Annotated in this window: 16 protein-coding genes; 14 read left to right on the top strand and 2 right to left on the bottom strand. The window is 62.3% G+C overall.

Going from position 1 to position 15,468, the window contains the following annotated elements; all coding sequences use genetic code 11:
* From MPJ51_RS19635 to glmM, 10 genes are all read left to right on the top strand, one after another.
* On the top strand, nt 1–365 hold a 365-nt coding region (locus MPJ51_RS19635), incomplete at its 5' end, for a glycine--tRNA ligase subunit alpha (protein WP_298390395.1).
* Nucleotides 362–907, top strand: a complete 546-nt coding sequence (locus MPJ51_RS19630) for a hypothetical protein (RefSeq protein WP_298390394.1) — start codon at nt 362–364, stop codon at nt 905–907. The genes MPJ51_RS19635 and MPJ51_RS19630, both read left to right, overlap by 4 nt.
* Nucleotides 900–1,418, top strand: a complete 519-nt coding sequence (locus MPJ51_RS19625) for a DUF6446 family protein (protein ID WP_298390392.1) — start codon at nt 900–902, stop codon at nt 1,416–1,418. The genes MPJ51_RS19630 and MPJ51_RS19625 overlap by 8 nt, the downstream gene beginning before the upstream one ends.
* Before the next feature lie 10 nt (nt 1,419–1,428).
* Nucleotides 1,429–2,640, top strand: a complete 1,212-nt coding sequence (gene gltS, locus MPJ51_RS19620; RefSeq protein ID WP_298390390.1) for a sodium/glutamate symporter — start codon at nt 1,429–1,431, stop codon at nt 2,638–2,640.
* 9 nt (nt 2,641–2,649) lie between these two features.
* Nucleotides 2,650–4,851: a glycine--tRNA ligase subunit beta gene (gene glyS / locus MPJ51_RS19615; protein WP_298390387.1), complete on the top strand. Its 2,202-nt coding sequence runs from the start codon at nt 2,650–2,652 to the stop codon at nt 4,849–4,851.
* Nucleotides 4,852–4,886: 35 nt separating this feature from the next.
* The gene (locus MPJ51_RS19610) at nt 4,887–7,457 is read left to right on the top strand and encodes a putative PEP-binding protein (protein ID WP_298390385.1); all 2,571 of its coding nucleotides are present in this window, start codon (nt 4,887–4,889) and stop codon (nt 7,455–7,457) included.
* Between the two features lie 186 nt (nt 7,458–7,643).
* Nucleotides 7,644–8,282: a cell wall hydrolase gene (locus MPJ51_RS19605; RefSeq protein WP_298390383.1), complete on the top strand. Its 639-nt coding sequence runs from the start codon at nt 7,644–7,646 to the stop codon at nt 8,280–8,282.
* A 152-nt stretch (nt 8,283–8,434) separates the two neighbouring features.
* On the top strand, nt 8,435–9,355 hold the full coding sequence (locus tag MPJ51_RS19600; RefSeq protein ID WP_298390381.1) for a dihydroneopterin aldolase: 921 nt from the start codon (nt 8,435–8,437) through the stop codon (nt 9,353–9,355).
* Entirely contained in the window at nt 9,352–10,350 is a 999-nt protein-coding gene (folP, locus tag MPJ51_RS19595) for a dihydropteroate synthase (RefSeq protein ID WP_298390379.1), read from the top strand. The genes MPJ51_RS19600 and folP overlap by 4 nt, the downstream gene beginning before the upstream one ends.
* Nucleotides 10,351–10,386: 36 nt before the next feature.
* The gene (gene glmM, locus MPJ51_RS19590) at nt 10,387–11,730 is read left to right on the top strand and encodes a phosphoglucosamine mutase (RefSeq protein WP_298390377.1); all 1,344 of its coding nucleotides are present in this window, start codon (nt 10,387–10,389) and stop codon (nt 11,728–11,730) included.
* Here the strand turns inward: glmM and MPJ51_RS19585 are convergent.
* Nucleotides 11,727–12,629 (bottom strand): DMT family transporter, encoded by a 903-nt coding sequence (locus MPJ51_RS19585; RefSeq protein ID WP_298390375.1) that lies wholly within the window; start codon nt 12,627–12,629, stop codon nt 11,727–11,729. The two genes, glmM and MPJ51_RS19585, sit on opposite strands and share 4 nt — an antisense overlap.
* 78 nt (nt 12,630–12,707) lie before the next feature.
* Between MPJ51_RS19585 and MPJ51_RS19580 the strand changes: the two genes are divergently transcribed.
* Together MPJ51_RS19580 and MPJ51_RS19575 are read left to right on the top strand one after the other, a co-directional pair.
* Nucleotides 12,708–13,019, top strand: coding sequence for a metalloregulator ArsR/SmtB family transcription factor (locus tag MPJ51_RS19580; RefSeq protein WP_298390373.1), 312 nt, complete (start codon nt 12,708–12,710; stop codon nt 13,017–13,019).
* Nucleotides 13,016–13,471 (top strand): SRPBCC domain-containing protein, encoded by a 456-nt coding sequence (locus MPJ51_RS19575; RefSeq protein ID WP_298390371.1) that lies wholly within the window; start codon nt 13,016–13,018, stop codon nt 13,469–13,471. The genes MPJ51_RS19580 and MPJ51_RS19575 overlap by 4 nt, the downstream gene beginning before the upstream one ends.
* A gap of 46 nt (nt 13,472–13,517) precedes the next feature.
* On the opposite strand, the gene ilvC is transcribed toward MPJ51_RS19575, so the two are convergent.
* Nucleotides 13,518–14,540, bottom strand: a complete 1,023-nt coding sequence (gene ilvC / locus MPJ51_RS19570) for a ketol-acid reductoisomerase (protein WP_298390369.1) — start codon at nt 14,538–14,540, stop codon at nt 13,518–13,520.
* A gap of 131 nt (nt 14,541–14,671) precedes the next feature.
* Between ilvC and MPJ51_RS19565 the strand changes: the two genes are divergently transcribed.
* On the top strand, nt 14,672–15,127 hold the full coding sequence (locus MPJ51_RS19565; RefSeq protein WP_298390367.1) for an Lrp/AsnC family transcriptional regulator: 456 nt from the start codon (nt 14,672–14,674) through the stop codon (nt 15,125–15,127).
* A partial coding sequence (locus tag MPJ51_RS19560) for an Lrp/AsnC family transcriptional regulator (RefSeq protein ID WP_298390365.1) occupies nt 15,124–15,468 on the top strand: 345 nt, incomplete at its 3' end. The genes MPJ51_RS19565 and MPJ51_RS19560, both read left to right, overlap by 4 nt.

Below are 15,468 nucleotides of genomic sequence, written 5' to 3'. Positions count from 1 at the left end.
ACCCGCAGTCCCCCAGCCCGCTGACCTATGGCGATGTCTTCAAACAGACCGAAGAGGAATACGCCCGCTGGAATTTCGACGTGGCCAACACCGAGGTCCTGCTGCGTCATTTTGAAGAGGCCGAGACCGAATGCGCCGCCATTCTGGCGCAGGACCATGACGATCCGAAAACCGGCAAGCGCATCATCATGGCGCATCCCGCCTATGATCAGTGCATCAAGGCGTCGCATATCTTCAACTTGCTGGACGCGCGCGGCGTGATCTCGGTCACCGAACGGCAGGCCTATATCGGCCGTGTGCGCGCACTGGCCAAGCAATGCGCCGATGCCTTCGTACAGACCGAGGCCGGAGGGCATGTGGCTTGACCAAGCTGTTTATGCAGTTCCACAGGTTTGAGAAGAAGTTCGAAAGCAGCGTGAATTGGAATACGGGCAATTGGAGGCCACTTACTGCGCAGCTCAACGGTTACGGCAGCTTTGTTTATGACATTGGTCAGGATGTTTGGGACCACACTCAAGAGCCCATGAAGGCGGATGGGACGGCTTTTCTGGAAGTGTTCTTTTCTGATGATGTAAGAAACCGCCAAAGCGAGTTGCGATTTAGATCAAACGGCGGGCATTTCTGTCTGACGCCTCTTGGTGAAGATGGGTTCGAGTATTCACTCTCGCTGCCAACCTCACATATTCCGTGGTTCTTGGAAATGTTGAAAGATTGCAAAGCGGAAAGCAAAATCCTGACTTCTGTCGCTGTTACAGAAGACGAAACAAAGGTGTTTACTTCCTATAAATCCAAACGAGAAGTGTCTGAAGGCCGTTTTCTCATGCGACCTTATGAGAGAAGAATTCAGGCCGAAGAAGAACTTGAAACCTCAAATTCTGATATGAGCGAGGCGGATTCTAATGGGTAAATTACTGTCGATCATACTCGTCGTTTCCGCCGTCGCTGCAGGCGTGGGCATGTATTACCTGCAGGTCTATGGCTTCTACTATGAGGTCGAACCGCAGCCCGGGCAGGACGTGGCCCTTCTGGCCGAGGGTGCCGAGGCCCCCGCGCCGATAGCATATACCGCGTTTCAGGCCATTGATGCCGACAGCTCTCCGATCCGGTATCGCGCCTGTTTTGAGACCACTTTGACGCCGGATCAGATGGCGGGCTATGTCCCGGTCGAGAACCCCGAACCGCTGACCGCGCCAGGGTGGTTTGACTGCTATGACGCCGTCGCGCTGGCCGAGGCGCTGAAATCGGGGCAGGCGCAGGCGTTCATCGGGGAAAAGAACGTTCATTATGGGGTCGACCGCATCGTGGCCATAACCAATGACGGCAAGGGCTATGTCTGGCATGCGCTGAACAATTGCGGCGAAAAGGCCTATGACGGGACGGTTGTGGGTGAGGAATGCCCACCCAGACCGCAGAACTAAGGCGCGCGCGGTGGGCTATGTCGTCGAAATCCCGGATTTCCTGACTGCCACGCTGGGCTTTGCGGTCTACCTGTTGGGGGCCGAGATCAACGTCCGCGTCGCAACCCTGCGCAATTTCAACATCCCCGAGCCCGTGACCGGGGGGCTGCTGGCCTCGCTGGTGGTCCTGCTGCTCTATCTGATCTTCGGGGTTGAGCTGTCCTTCGGCCTGACCGCGCGGGATTTCCTGCTGGTGCTGTTCTTCGCCGGGATCGGCCTGAACGCACGGCTGGCGGACCTGATCGCGGGCGGTAAACCGCTGCTTTTGCTGCTGATCCTGACATTGGCGACCATCCTGCTCCAGAACGTGATCGGCGCATTCGGAGCCTCCCTGTTCGGCTATCCGGCGCAGGCGGGGGTGCTGTTCGGCTCGGCCTCGCTGATCGGCGGGCACGGCACCGCCATCGCCTGGGCCCCCGAGGTGGCGCTGGCCACCGGACTGGCTGGCGCGACCGAACTGGGCGTGGCTGTGGCAACGCTGGGTCTGGTGCTGGCGGCTCTCGTAGGCGGCCCCATCGCGCGGTTTCTGGTCGAGGGTCGCAAGCTCAGCCCCGACCGCCCGGATGAGGAACACAGCGTCGGCCTGCCCGAGGCGACCAACAGCGACACCAACAAGATCGACCATCTGACCATCATGCGGGTTTTGCTGTATCTGAACCTCGCCATCATCACGGGTTATATGCTGGGCGAGGTGATCAGCGCGGCGGGGTTGAAACTGCCGCTGTTCGTGCCCTGCCTGATCATGGGCATCGTAATCGCCAACCTGCGCGCCGCGCTTGCGCCCAACGCGCCGCCAGTCGCGCGCACCCCATCGCTGGCGCTGATCTCGGAATTCGCGCTGGGCGCGTTTCTGGCCATGTCGCTGATGAGCTTGCAGCTGTGGACCATCGCCGAACTTGGCCTTGCGATTGTCGTGATCATGACCGCCCAGACCCTGTTTGCCGTGGCCTTCGTGCTGTGGGTGCTGTTCCCGGTGATGGGCGGCAACTACCGCGCCGCCGTGCTGGCTGCCGGGTTCGGCGGCTTCGCCTTGGGCGCAACCCCCACCGCTATCGCCAATATGACCGCCGTGACCAAGCGATATGGCCCGTCGCCTATTGCCTTTATCGTGCTCCCCCTTGTATCCGCATTCTTTGTGGACATCGCCAATGCCATCGTCATCCAGACGATCGTCAATTTCTAAGGACCAACAATGCCCGACCTGCTGATCGAACTGTTTTCCGAGGAGATCCCCGCGCGCATGCAGACCCGCGCCGGTGAGGACCTGAAAAAGCGGATCACCGATGGTCTGGTCGAGGCCGGTCTGACCTATTCCCATTCCGCCACCCTGACCACGCCGCGCCGCCTGACGCTGGCGGTCGAGGGGCTACTGGCGGAAAGCCCCACCATCCGCGAGGAACGCAAAGGCCCGAAAGTCGGCGCACCGGACAAGGCGATCGAGGGCTTCCTGCGCGGCGCGGGCCTGACCCGCGACCAGTTGGAGGAACGCGACACCCCCAAGGGCGCGGTCTATTTTGCCACCATCGAAAAACCGGGCCGTCCTGCGGCGGAGATCGTGGCCGAGGTGCTTGAGGCCACCATCCGCAACTTCCCATGGCCCAAATCCATGCGTTGGGGTAGCGGCCCGTTGCGCTGGGTGCGTCCGCTGCATTCGATCCTCTGCATCCTGACCGACGAGGCGGGCGCGCAGGTGGTGCCGCTTGAGGTCGAAGGGATCACCTCCGGCGACACGACCGAGGGCCACCGCTTCATGGCCCCGAACCGGTTTTCTGTCACCTCTTTCGAGGATTACGCCGCCAAGCTGAAACGCGCCTTTGTGGTGCTGTCGCCCGAGGAACGCGCCGAGCATATCTGGAACGATGCCCAGAACATGGCCTTTGCCGCCGGTTTGGAACTGGTTGAAGACAAGGGCCTGCTGGCCGAGGTTGCCGGGCTGGTCGAATGGCCCGTGGTGCTGATGGGGCAGATCGACGATGAATTCCTCGACCTGCCGCCCGAGGTGCTGCAGACCTCGATGAAAGAGCATCAGAAGTTCTTTTCGGTGAAAAACCCAAAGACGGGCCGGATCGAACGCTTTGTCACCGTTGCCAACCGTGAGACGGCGGATAATGGCGCGACCATTCTGGCGGGGAACCAGAAGGTGCTGTCGGCCCGTCTGGCCGATGCGAAATTCTTTTGGGAAAACGACCTGCGCATCGCCAAGTCGGATATCACCCAATGGACCCGCGCGTTGGAGAATGTGACCTTCCACAACCAGCTGGGTGCGCAGTCGGAACGGATCAATCGTATTGCCGCACTGTCCCGCGAACTGGCCCCGATGACCAGAGCGGATGCCGATCAGGCCGAAAAAGCCGCGCGTCTGGCAAAGGCCGATCTGAGTTCCGAGATGGTCTATGAATTCCCCGAACTTCAGGGGCTTATGGGTCGGTATTACATCGAAGCCGCAGGCGAGGATGCCGCTGTGGCCGCTGTGGCACAGGAACATTACTCGCCGCTTGGTCCCTCGGACGACGTGCCGACTGCATCGCTGTCGGTGACCGTGGCGCTGGCGGATAAGCTGGATACGTTGACCGGGTTTTGGGCGATTGATGAAAAGCCGACCGGATCAAAAGACCCGTTTGCCCTGCGCCGGGCGGCGCTGGGGGTGACCCGTCTGGTTCTGGAAAACGACCTGCGTATGTCGCTGGGCGATGTGTTCGCGACCGCGCTAAAGGTTCTGCTGAAACTGCCCGAATGGCAGGCGGCGCTGCTGGGCGCCAAGGCTGAACAAAAACAAGCCAGCGGAGATGCCGAGGACGCCGCCGCCAAACGCGTGCATGATCTGGCGCATCAGGTTGAGGCCGCCAATGCCATCGTAGCCGCTGTGCCTGCGGACCTGCTCTCCTTCTTCCACGACCGCCTCAAGGTCTTTCTGCGTGACGAGGGCATCCGCCACGACATCATCGACGCCTGTATCGCGATGGAGGGGAATGATGACCTCAACCTGCTGGTCAAACGCGCCCGCGCGTTGAACGCGGTGATCGCGACCGAGGATGGAGAGAACCTCGTGCAGGGGTTCAAGCGTGCCAACAATATCCTGACGCAGGCCGAGGAAAAGGACGGGGTCGAATACTCCTATGGCGCGGATGTGAAATTCGCCGAAACCGACAGCGAAAAGGCGCTGTTTGCGGCGCTGGGTGCGGCGCAAGCAAAGATTGACCCTGCGCTGAAGGCCGAGGATTTCCCCGCCGCCATGTCCGCCATGGCCAGCTTGCGCGGCCCGGTGGATGCGTTCTTTGAGGATGTGCAGGTCAATACCGACAATGACATCCTGCGCCGCAACCGTCTGAACCTGCTCAGCCAGATCCGGCAGGTATGCTCCAGCGTTGCGGACCTCAGCAAGATCGAAGGCTGATCCAGAACGCCCTTGCGCCATTGGTGCAAGGGCTTATGCTGCAGGTGAAACCAAAAGGTGCTGCAGTGCAGAATAATCCGCATACCACGCTTATCACGCCCAAAGCGCCCGTGGCCGCCAATACCCATGGCGGGCGGGCGAAATGTCTGCAACGTCTGGTCCGTCTGGACATGCCGGTGCCACGCACCGTGGCGCTGTCCTTCGACGCGGTCAAGGGGATCGCGACCGGCCAACTGCCTGATATCGCGGCGATTCTGGAACAGTTCGATCCGTCCGCTCTGCTGTGCGTGCGACCCAGTTCCGAGGACCCGGATTGGGGCGGGCCGGGGGCGGTTCTGAATATCGGCATGAACGACGCGCGCTATCTGGACCTGTCCGCCGAGATGGGCCGCGACGCCGCCGCCGCGCTGTATCTGCGGTTCGTCCAAAGCTATGCCACCCATGTCGCCCGTCTGGACCCGGACGTCTTCGACGAAATCGAGGCGGATGGCCGCGAGGGGCTGAGCCTGTCCTTGCGCGCCTATGAGGATGAAACCGACGAAGCCTTTCCGCAGGACCGGGGCGAGCAACTGGGCGCCGTGCTGCGATCCATGGCGCGGGCGTGGGACGGAACCTCGGCCCGGCTGTTGCGGCAGGCCAAGGGCGCGCCTGCGGATGCGGGTCTGGGTCTCGTGGTGCAAGAGATGATCCCGGGCGTGGGGCAGGGCGAATGCGGCTCGGGCGTGTTGCAACTGGTGGATACCGCCACCGGCATGCCGCAGATCACCGGGCGCTATCTGAGCCAGAGCCAGGGCCGCGATGCGTTGGGTGAGGGCGTCTCGGCGCTTTATCTGGAAAAGGACGACCGTGGGCAGTCGCTTGAGGATGTGGCACCCGAGGCGTTTGCCGATCTCAAGGCCCATGCCGCGCTGATGCGCGTGAAACTGCGCGAGGAAATGCAGGTCGAATTCGTGATCGAAAACGGCCATGTCCACATTCTGGACGGTGTGCGGGTCCCGCGCGGCTCACGCGCGGCGATGCGGATCGCGGTGCGGTTGGCCGAGGACGGGATCATCCCACCGCAAGAGGCGGTGATGCGCATCGACCCGCATTCGCTGAACGAATTGCTGCACCGGCAGGTCCACCCCGAAGCCGAACGCGATGTTCTGACCACCGGGATCGCCGCCAGCCCCGGCGCTGCGACCGGCAAGATCGTCTTCACCGCTGCCGAGGCACAGGCCAGCGCCGCGCGGGGTGAGCCCTGCATTCTGGTGCGCCGCGAAACCTCGCCCGAGGATGTGCGCGGGATGCATGCGGCTGTGGCTGTGCTGACGGAAAAGGGTGGGATGACCAGCCATGCCGCCGTGATCGGGCGCGGCTTGGGTCTGCCCTGTATCGTTGGCGCGTCCGAGATGCGGTTTCAGACCAAGAAGAAGATGCTGACCGCGCCGGATGGACGGGCGTTCCGGACGGGGGATGTGCTGACCATCGATGGCAGCTCGGGTCAGGTTCTGGCGGGGCAGCCGGCGATGCTTGAAGCCGCATTGGACGATTGTTTTCAAACCCTTATGGGCTGGGCCGATGCCGAGCGCGATATCGAGATTCGCGCCAATGCCGATACGCCCGCCGACGCGCAGACGGCGCGGAACTTTCAGGCGCAGGGCATCGGCCTGTGCCGGACGGAACATATGTTCTTCGACCCCGGTCGCCTGACCGTGATGCGCGAGATGATCTTTGCCCAGACATCATCGGGCCGGGCCGCCGTGCTGGAACGCCTGTTGCCGATGCAACAGCAGGATTTCGCGCAGCTGTTCCGCATCATGGAAGGTCAGCCGGTCTGTATCCGTCTGTTCGACCCGCCCTTGCACGAATTCCTGCCCACCACCCGCAGCGGCCAGCGCGAACTGGCCGAGGCGCTGGACCTGCCGGTCTCGGACGTGGAACGCCGGGTGGCGGAGATGAGCGAATATAACCCGATGCTGGGCCTGCGCGGTGTTCGTCTGGGTGTGACCGTGCCGGAAATCTACGACATGCAGGCCCGCGCCATTTTTGAGGCCACGCTGGACGCCAGCAAGGACGGCGCCCCGGTGGTGCCCGAGGTGATGATCCCGCTGGTCTCGGCCAAGCGCGAGGTGGAGCTGGTGCGCGCGCGCATCGATGCGGTCGCGGCCGAGGTCGCCTCGGAACGCGGGCAGGAGTTCGACTATCGCCTAGGTGTGATGGCCGAAACCCCGCGCGCCTGCCTGCGCGCCGATGAGATCGCGCCGCATACGGCCTTCCTCAGCTTTGGGACCAACGACCTGACGCAGATGACCTATGGCCTGTCGCGCGACGATGCGGGACGATTCATGTCGGCCTATGTGCAACTGGGTGTCTTCAACGAAGACCCGTTCCATGTGCTGGACGCCGATGGGGTCGGGGAATTGCTACGGCTGGGATCGGAACGCGCCCGCGCCGCGCAACCCGATGTCACCCTGTCGGTCTGCGGCGAACATGGCGGCAACCCCGAATCAATCGCCATCTGTCGGGGTCTTGGGTTCGACTATGTGTCCTGTTCTCCGTTCCGGGTTCCGGTGGCTCGGCTGTCTGCCGCTCAACTGGCGATTTCGTCCAAACTTGGGGGTTGACTTGCCCCCAAAGCCCTAGGAATAGTGGGCTAGGGATGGATTTGCCGCGCAAAGTTTTTGCGCTGGCAGGCAAGATTCCACTTGCATTTTTTCAGAACTGGACGTTTCGCTTCGTCTGGGGTAATAGCCTCGTCGCGCCCGCCGGGGGAGGGTTTGGCGCGTTACGTGCCTGTGCGAGGTTATCTGATGAAACGCTACATAATGGCTGTTGCCGTGGGGGCCACAGCCGTGCTGCCGAGTATGTCCTATGCCGAACGGCAGGACGTCGAAGTGACCAAAAATGAACTTGTGGCCCGCAATGAATTGCCGGGCCAGAATTTTCGCGACTATCTGAAGCTGTTCAAGCCCCGCAAGGCGCCTGAACTGGAAATGTCCTATACCAAGGACTGGCTGGATCAGCTGCCCAAGGCGACCGGGGATGAAGATTTCCGCTGTCTCGCCGAGGCGCTGTATTTCGAGGCCCGCGGTGAAAGCGTGCGTGGCCAGTTTGCCGTGGCCGAGGTGATCCTGAACCGTGTCGACAGCAGCCGGTTCCCAGACACGCTGTGTGGCGTCATCAATCAGGGGACGGGCAAGAAATACCAGTGTCAGTTCACCTATACCTGTGACGGGCATAAAGAGGTCATCCACGAAAAACGCGCCTATGAGCGTGTGTCCAAGGTCGCGCGGGCCGCGATTGACGGCAAATCCGCAGAGATGACATCCGGCGCTACCCATTATCACACCAAGGCGGTCAAACCGTCCTGGTCGCGCGTTTACAAGGAAACCGCGCGTATCGGTGTGCATATCTTCTACCGCCATAACTACCGCACCGCCAGCAACTGATGGCCCCGCACCCGCGTTCGCGCGGGTGCCTACCCTTGCCGATATGCCCAAGGGACGCATTCGGCGGGTAGAATGGCGTTTGCATGAGTGCTATAGGCCGCCGAACCCCTTAAACAGGGATGCACGTCCACAGAGCCCGAAAAGGCACGCTCATGAGTTCAGAAATCCGCCTCGCCTTTGCGCACCCGTCCGAACGGTCCGAGGCGACCGCGCCAAGGGGGCCGCTTGACCGCATTTCCCTGCGCGATCATATCGTCGAGGTCGAGATCGGCGCCTTTCAGGCCGAACGTGGCACGACGCAGCGCATCTGCTTCAACATTGTGGTCGAGGTGCGGCCGCTGACCGACCCCATCGACGATGATGTGGATCGCATCCTGTCCTATGACCGCGTGACCGAGGCCATCGCCTATGAGCTGTCCGCCGAGCGCCTGAACCTGCTGGAAACACTGGCGGACCGGGTTGCGGAACGTATTTTGCTTGAGCCTCAGGCTGTAAGGGCCTTTGTTCGCATCGAAAAACTGGATCGTGGACCGGGTGCTTTGGGGGTTGAGATTGTGCGTGGCAAGGACGCTGTGCATCACGATGTCACCGAAGAAGAGCGCCCCCATCCCCGGTTGGTTTTCTTGTCGAATGAGGCCATCGCCTCGGACAATCTGACCGGTTGGATCGATCAACTGCAGAACCGGACGCGGCCCTTGATCCTGTGCGTGGGCGCGGCGGATATGGCGGTGTCACAGACCGGGCACGCGATGACCCAGCGTCGGATCGACCTGCTGGCCATCGAGCAGAACGCCTGGGTTCTGGCCGCACGCGATCACCGCTGCGTGGTGGTGTCCACCCGAACCGAGCTGGATTGGGGGATGAAAAACGACCAGATCTGCGTCTGGGCCCCGTCCAAGATTGTGCTGGACGCGGTGGATGGTCCCTCGGCGGCCCCGTCCGATGCGGTGGCATTGGCAGCCTGGTTTGCCGCGACCTTCGAGGCCAGTGAGATGCTGGTGATCGGCGGCGCGCTGCCCGAGACCCCCAAAACCCCGCTGCGCGCGGTTCCGGTGACACAGGCGCAATTGTGACGGTCTATTACCGGCCATTGGTCCAGCATGGCCCGCTGAAACCGGAGGGCGCTGTGCCGCTGGCCGGGCAGGAATTGTGGTTTACTCATGCCGAACGTCTGATCCGAGATGCGCCTGCTGAAATCGCAGAAACCAAAGATATCCCAAAGGATTATCTTGACCTCTTAACCCGACCACGCGCGCCGATGACCGGGCTGCCAATGGATCGCCCGCATATCATGGGCATCCTGAACGCAACGCCGGACAGTTTCTCGGATGGCGGGGTTCATAACTCGGTCGATACCGCCCGCGCGGCAGCGTCAGAGATGGTTGGGCACGGCGCCACCATTCTGGACATTGGCGGAGAATCCACCCGTCCCGGCGCCGCCTTCGTTCCCGAGGACGAGGAAATCGCCCGCACTCAACCACTGATTCAGGCGATCCGGGCGGAATGCGATGCGCTGATCTCGATCGATACGCGCAGGGCCAGCGTCGCCAAAGCGGCGCATCAGGCGGGCGCGGGGCTGATCAATGACGTCTCGGGCTTTACCTTCGACCCGGCACTGGCCCCGTTCTGCGCGGAAATAGGCGCGCCGGTCTGCGTAATGCATATGCAAGGCGATCCGGGCACCATGCAGGACGATCCGCACTACGACAATGTTCTGCTGGATGTGTATGATTTCCTTGCCGCACAGGTCGCGCAGCTAGAGGCGATGGGCCTGCGCCGCGATCAGATTCTGGTCGATCCCGGCATCGGGTTCGGCAAGACCGAGGACCATAACCTGACCCTGCTGCGCAATCTCAGCCTGTTTCACGGGCTGGGCTGTCCGATCCTGCTGGGCGTGTCGCGCAAGGGATTCATCGGCCAGATCGGCAGGGAACCGCGCAAGGATGCGCGCGCTCCGGGATCAATTGCGGTTGCATTGGCCGGATTGTCTCAAGGTGTGCAGGTGTTGCGGGTGCATGATGTGGCCGAAACCGCTCAGGCCTTGCGCCTGTGGGCCGCTGTCCGGTAATCCGGTCGCAGTAATTCGGTTCATGGAGTTCATTTGATGCGCAAACTGTTTGGAACGGACGGGGTGCGGGGCACCGCCAACACGCACCCGATGACGGCTGAGATGGCCTTGCGCATGGGTGCGGCAGTGGGCCGGTATTTCCGTCGCGATTCCTCGGGCGCGCATCGGGTGGTGATCGGCAAGGACACGCGCCTGTCGGGCTATATGCTGGAAAACGCGCTGACGGCGGGGCTGACGTCGACGGGCATGAACGTGCTGCTGCTGGGGCCGGTGCCGACGCCCGCCGTGGGGCTGATGACCCGGTCGATGCGGGCCGATCTGGGCGTGATGATTTCGGCCAGTCATAACCCGGCCGAGGATAACGGGATCAAATTCTTCGGGCCCGACGGCTATAAACTGTCCGATCAGGCAGAGGCCGAGATTGAGCGGCTGATCGAAGAAGGCGTGAAACCGGCGCAGGCGCAGAATATCGGTCGCGCGCGCCGGGTGGACGACGCCCGGTTCCGCTATGGCGAGCGGGTGAAATCCTCGCTGCCGCGCGATCTGCGGCTGGATGGGCTGAAAGTGGTGATCGACTGCGCCAATGGCGCCGCCCACCGCACCGCGCCCGAGGTTCTGTGGGAACTGGGGGCAGAGGTCATCCCCATCGGCATCGAGCCCAACGGCAAGAATATCAACCTCGACTGCGGCTCGACCCAGCCGCGTGTGGCGGCGGAAACCGTTGTGGCCCATGGGGCCGATGTGGGCATCTGTCTGGATGGCGATGCCGACCGTGTGGTGGTGATCGATGAAACCGGCCGTGTTGCCGATGGCGATCAGTTGATGGCGCTGCTGGCCTCGGCCTGGTCGCGGGCCGAGCAGCTCAAGGGCGGGGCGCTGGTGGCCACGGTGATGTCCAACCTCGGGCTGGAGCGTCATCTGGGCGCGCAAGGTTTGCGGTTGGAGCGCACGGCGGTTGGGGATCGCTATGTGGTCGAACGGATGCGCGACGGCGGGTTCAATCTGGGCGGTGAACAGTCCGGCCATATCGTGATGAGCGATTATGCCACCACCGGCGACGGTCTGATGGCGGGCCTGCATTTCCTGGCCGAGATGGTGCTGACCGGACGCAAGGCCTCGGACCTGTCGCATCAGTTCGAAACGGTGCCGCAGATGCTGAAGAACGTCCGCTACGGCGCGGGGCAATTGCCGCTGGAGGCGGACAGCGTCAAGGCAGCCATCGCCGAGGCGCAGGCAAAACTGAACGGGCAGGGCCGTTTGCTGATCCGCAAATCGGGGACTGAGCCGCTGATCCGCGTGATGGCCGAATGCGAGGATGACGCGCTGCTGGCGCAAGTGGTTGATGGTATCGTGGCCGAGGTTGAGGCTGCTGCGGGTTAGCGTCCGAACAGCATCTTGCGCAGGCTGAACCACTGGCTGATTGCCAGCCCGGTCAGGATCATCACCAGCGCGATGTAAAAGCGCAGGGGCAGGGCCTCGGACAAAACCCACGCGCCGAAGATCATTGACCAGATCGGCACCTGATAATTCACCAATGTCATGAACACCGACCCCGCGCGGCGAATGACCGAGATGCGCAGCAGCGTGGCAAAGGCGGTGGGAAACAGCCCCAGCACGATCAGGGCCACGCCGGGTCGGGTGCCTTGCCAGCCCGGCACCCCCTCGGTCACCAGCATGATCGGCAGCAGGATCACCGCGCCCACAACCAGTGTCAGGGCGGACAGGGTCACCGGGTCGATGGGCGGGCAGCGGCGGGTCAGGATCGACGCGCAGGAATAACAGAAGGCGGCGGCGACGCAGGCAAGCTGTGCCAGCGGCTCCGACCCCGCGCCCAGTTGGGCAAGGCCCGGGCCGATCAGCACCAATGCCCCAGAAAACCCCAGACAGACCCCGAAGAACCGCCGCAGGTTCAGCGGCTCGTCCGAAAAGAAATGCGCCAGCGGCAGGACCATCAGCGGAATGGCGGACATTGACAGCCCGGCAAAGGCCGAGGGCACGAATTGCTGACCCCAGCTGAGCAGCATGAAGGGCAGGGCGGTGGACAGCACTCCGATCAGGACAATCGCGCGCCACAGCTGCGCCGAGGGGGTAGGCATCCGACGCCCGGTCAGGCGCATCAGGGCCAGCAGCATGACCGCCCCCAATGTGGTGCGCGCGGTTGCGACGGTCACCGGGCCATAACCCTCAAGCGCCAGGGCGACGACCATGAAGGTGCCGCCCCAGATCAAGCCCAACGTCAGAACGCCAGCCCAGTCCCTTGATGTGGGTTGTTCAACCATTCCATCCCCTTATCCCGCGATTTCGCCGCTGTCACGGGGTGAATTTGACATTATGTAAGTTTTTACTTACGGTAAGGTATGGCTTACCAAGATGCATTCACCGCCTTGGGCGACCCGACCCGCCGCCACCTGTTCGAAGCCGTGGCGCAACGCCCCCGCGCGGTGGGGGAACTGGCCGCCGATCTGCCAATCAGCCGCCCGGCGGTGTCGCAGCACCTTCGGGTGCTTGCAGATGCGGGGTTGGTGGTTTCCCGGGCCGAGGGCACGCGCCGCATCTATGCTGCCCGACCAGAGGGTCTGGCAGAGCTGCGCGACTGGCTGGACCGGTACTGGACCGACGTGTTGGATCGCTTTGCCGCCGAGATCAACGAAGGGGGAGAGGACGCATGACAGATCCCATCACCAAGACCGTGGTCGTGAACGCGCAACCAGATCGGGCCTTTGACGTCTTCGTCAACCGGATCGCGAAATGGTGGCCTCTGGATGGGCACGCCGTGTCCGCCGGGCGTGGCAAACCGGCGTTGGCAGTGGTGATCGAACCCTTCGTGGGTGGTGCGGTCTATGAGACGATGTTCGACGGCACCCGCGCCGATTGGGGCCGTGTGCAGGTTTTTGAACTGGCGCAACGGCTGGCTTTCTCTTGGCATCCCGGCACCGACCCGGATCGCGCGACGCTGGTCGAAATTGCATTCGAACCCCACGGGGAGGGACAAACGCAGGTGACCCTGACCCATTCGGGGTGGGAGGTCTGGGCGGATGACGCCCCAGCCAAGCGCGGCAGCTATGACAGCGGGTGGGATCACGTGCTGGGCGAATGCTATGCGCAGGCCGTGGGCGCATGAAAAAGGGCGGCCACCTGGACCGCCCCTGAACTGACTGAAATCAGCCTTAGTTCTTCGATTTGTCGACCATTTTACCAGCTGAAATCCACGGCATCATGCCGCGCAGCTTGGCACCGGTTTCCTCGATCATATGCTCGTCATTGGCGCGGCGCGACGCTTTGATGGTCGGCTGGCCAACGGCGTTTTCCAGCATGAAGTCGCGAACGAATTTACCCTGCTGGATGTCGTTCAGAACCTCTTTCATACGCGCTTTGGTCTCGTCGTATTTCAGGATACGCGGGCCGGTGACGTACTGGCCATACTCGGCGGTGTTCGAGATCGAGTAATCCATGTTGGCGATGCCGCCTTCATAGATCAGGTCGACGATCAGCTTCACCTCGTGCAGACATTCGAAATAGGCCATTTCCGGCGCGTAACCGGCCTCGACCAGAGTTTCAAAGCCGCAGCGGATCAGCTCGACCAGACCACCGCACAGAACGGCCTGCTCGCCGAACAGGTCGGTTTCGCATTCCTCGCGGAAGTTGGTTTCGATGATGCCCGAACGACCGCCACCGATGGCCGAGCAATAGGACAAGCCGATTTCCAGCGCTTTGCCGGTTGCGTCCTTGTCAACGGCCACCAGGCAGGGCACGCCGCCGCCTTTGGTGTATTCGCCGCGCACGGTGTGACCTGGGCCTTTGGGGGCCATCATGATGACGTCGACGCCTTCTTTCGGCTCGATCAGGCCGAAATGCACGTTCAGGCCGTGAGCGAACGCAATGGCGGCACCCGGCTTGATGTTGTCGTGGACGTATTTCTTGTAGGTCTCAGCCTGCAGCTCGTCGGGCATGGTGAACATGATGACGTCGCACCATGCTGCCGCTTCGGCGATGCCCATGACTTCCAGACCTTCAGCTTCGGCTTTCTTGGCCGAGGCAGAGCCCTCGCGCAGGGCGACGACCAGGTTCTTGGCGCCCGAGTCGCGCAGGTTCAGCGCGTGGGCGTGACCTTGCGAGCCATAACCCAGAATGGCCACTTTCTTGTCTTTGATCAGGTTGATATCGCAATCGCGATCGTAATAGACGCGCATTTTGCCGGTCCTTTCAGTTTCGATTGCAGTGCTTTTACCCCTACGTTTCGGTATTGGCGAGTGTTGTGAGATTGAGTATTTGTAAAAAAGGTGAAGATTAATTCGCCAAACTAGAGAGATGCGTAGAAATCATGCTTGATGATCTGGACCGGCGTATTCTGCGTCATTTTCAGGCTGATCCCAGCCTGTCAGCGGCGGAACTGGCTGAACGCTGCGGGATCAGCGCTGGGGTCTGCTGGCGGCGGGTCGAAAAGATGCAAGCGGCCGGGATCATCGAAGGGCACGAGGCGGTGATTGATTGGGCAGCGCTGGGCTACGCGGTCGAGGTTTCCCTGCGGGTGACGCTGGACAAGACCCAGCCGCGCGCTTTTGACGAATTCACCTCTGCTGCGCGCGAGGTGGCCGAGGTGATCGAGATCCAGACCTTTCTGGGTCGGGTCGATGTGCGCCTGTCGGTGCTGGCGCGGGATATGTCCCATTACCAGCAGCTTTATCGCGACCGCATCCTGACCCTGCCGCATATCGCTGATATCGAGGCGCTGATGCATATCGCGCGGCTGAAACGGGACGAGGTGCTGCCGGTATGATTGATCTGGACGATACCGACCGCAAGATCCTGCGCGCGCTGGCTCAGGATGCTACCCAAAGCGCGGGCGCGCTGGGGCGCAGGTTTGGGCTGAGCCAGCCCGCCACATGGCGGCGCATCCGGCGGCTTGAGCAGGCCGGAGTGATCACCGGACGGCGGTTGCGCCTGAATGCCGAGGTGCTGGGGTTCGGCGTCACGGTCTTCCTTGGCGTGAAGCTGGCGCGCAAGGGCCAGGTCAGCCTTGAGGATTTCGAACGCGCCGTCAGCGCCATCCCCGAGGTCCAGATGGTCGAGCATGTGCTGGGGCTGTATGATTACCGCCTGCGGGTGGTGGCCCGCGAT

It is taken from the genome of Ruegeria sp. (assembly GCF_028066395.1).
Lineage (GTDB): Bacteria > Pseudomonadota > Alphaproteobacteria > Rhodobacterales > Rhodobacteraceae > Ruegeria.
This window is presented reverse-complemented; position numbering and strand designations above follow the sequence as displayed.

What these genes read in the sequence shown, in the direction of transcription:
- MPJ51_RS19580 (WP_298390373.1), top strand. Translation starts at nt 12,708, where the DNA reads ATGGCTTACCAAGATGCATTCACCGCCTTGGGCGACCCGACCCGCCGC.
- MPJ51_RS19610 (WP_298390385.1), top strand. Translation starts at nt 4,887, where the DNA reads ATGCTGCAGGTGAAACCAAAAGGTGCTGCAGTGCAGAATAATCCGCAT.
- ilvC (WP_298390369.1), bottom strand. Translation starts at nt 14,540, where the DNA reads ATGCGCGTCTATTACGATCGCGATTGCGATATCAACCTGATCAAAGAC.
- MPJ51_RS19600 (WP_298390381.1), top strand. Translation starts at nt 8,435, where the DNA reads ATGAGTTCAGAAATCCGCCTCGCCTTTGCGCACCCGTCCGAACGGTCC.
- MPJ51_RS19565 (WP_298390367.1), top strand. Translation starts at nt 14,672, where the DNA reads ATGCTTGATGATCTGGACCGGCGTATTCTGCGTCATTTTCAGGCTGAT.
- glmM (WP_298390377.1), top strand. Translation starts at nt 10,387, where the DNA reads ATGCGCAAACTGTTTGGAACGGACGGGGTGCGGGGCACCGCCAACACG.
- MPJ51_RS19575 (WP_298390371.1), top strand. Translation starts at nt 13,016, where the DNA reads ATGACAGATCCCATCACCAAGACCGTGGTCGTGAACGCGCAACCAGAT.
- MPJ51_RS19605 (WP_298390383.1), top strand. Translation starts at nt 7,644, where the DNA reads ATGAAACGCTACATAATGGCTGTTGCCGTGGGGGCCACAGCCGTGCTG.
- MPJ51_RS19585 (WP_298390375.1), bottom strand. Translation starts at nt 12,629, where the DNA reads ATGGTTGAACAACCCACATCAAGGGACTGGGCTGGCGTTCTGACGTTG.
- MPJ51_RS19625 (WP_298390392.1), top strand. Translation starts at nt 900, where the DNA reads ATGGGTAAATTACTGTCGATCATACTCGTCGTTTCCGCCGTCGCTGCA.
- glyS (WP_298390387.1), top strand. Translation starts at nt 2,650, where the DNA reads ATGCCCGACCTGCTGATCGAACTGTTTTCCGAGGAGATCCCCGCGCGC.